Genomic DNA, 1,185 nt, shown 5'->3' with positions numbered 1-1,185 from the left:
CCCAGGTCCCGTCGTCCAGCAACGACCAATCCCCCACCAACGGATCGATCACCCTGGCGCACTCACACATCGAATCGGCGAAGACCGGCGACGCCGCCGTCAACGACCGCGCCATACCCAGCCACTGACTACCCTGACCCGGAAAGACCATCACCACCCGCCGACCCGGCGCGGCGACCACCGTGGAGAGGCCGGTCAGGCCGGCGATCAGCTCCGCCTCATCACCGGCCACGACCACCGCCCGATACCGCAGGGCGGCCCGGGACAGCGCCAGCCCGGAGGCGACCGCGGCCCGGTCGCGGCCCGGGACCCAGTCCCGCAGCCGGCGGGCCAGGTCGGTCAGCGCGGTCGGCGCGGCGGCCGACACCACGAACGGCAACACCGGCGCCGGACGAGGCTCCGGCGGGGTTTCCGCCGCGACCTGTTCCAGCACGACGTGGGCGTTGGTCCCGCTGACCCCGAACGACGACACCCCCGCGCGGCGCGGACGGCCCTCCACCGCCGGCCACGGCCGCTGCTCGGATGCGACCTCGACGTTCCCGGCCGACCAGTCGACGTGCGGTGTCGGCTCATCCACATGCAACGTCGCCGGCACCACCCCGTGCCGCATGGCCAGGACCATCTTCATCACCCCAGCCACACCCGCGGCGGCCTGCGTGTGCCCGATGTTCGACTTCACCGACCCCAACAGCAACGCCCGGTCGCGGTCCTGCCCATACACGGCGAGCAACGCCTGCGCCTCGATCGGATCACCCAGCCGAGTCCCGGTCCCGTGCGCATCAACCACATCCACGCTCGACGCCGGCACACCCGCCGAGGCGAGCGCCGCCCGGATCACCCGCTGCTGCGACGGACCATTCGGCGCCGTCAGACCATTACTCGCGCCATCCTGATTCACCGCTGACCCGCGTACCACCGCCAACACCTGATGCCCATGACGACGCGCGTCCGACAACCGCTCCACCAGCAGCACCCCGACGCCCTCACCCAGCCCGAAACCGTCGGCCGCCGAGGAGAACGCCCGGCACCGCCCGTCCGCCGACAAGGCCCCCTGCTTGGAGAACTCCTCAAAGATCCCGAGCGACGACATCACCGTGACACCACCGGCCACCGCCAGCGAACACTCACCCAGCCGCAGCGACTGGATCGCCGAGTGCAGCGCCACCAACGACGACGAACAGGCCG

The 1,185-nt window shown here is 71.5% G+C and carries 1 protein-coding gene; it reads right to left on the bottom strand.

The window, feature by feature from the left end; genetic code table 11:
* Positions 1–1,185, bottom strand: a 1,185-nt coding sequence (locus AB0G13_RS34770; protein ID WP_357883963.1) for a type I polyketide synthase, incomplete at both ends; no start/stop codon positions are given.

Source organism: Micromonospora sp. NPDC023633 (genome assembly GCF_040640035.1).
Taxonomy (GTDB): domain Bacteria; phylum Actinomycetota; class Actinomycetes; order Mycobacteriales; family Micromonosporaceae; genus Micromonospora.
Note: the sequence above shows the minus strand (reverse complement) of the source record. Positions and strands in the feature narration are given on the sequence as shown.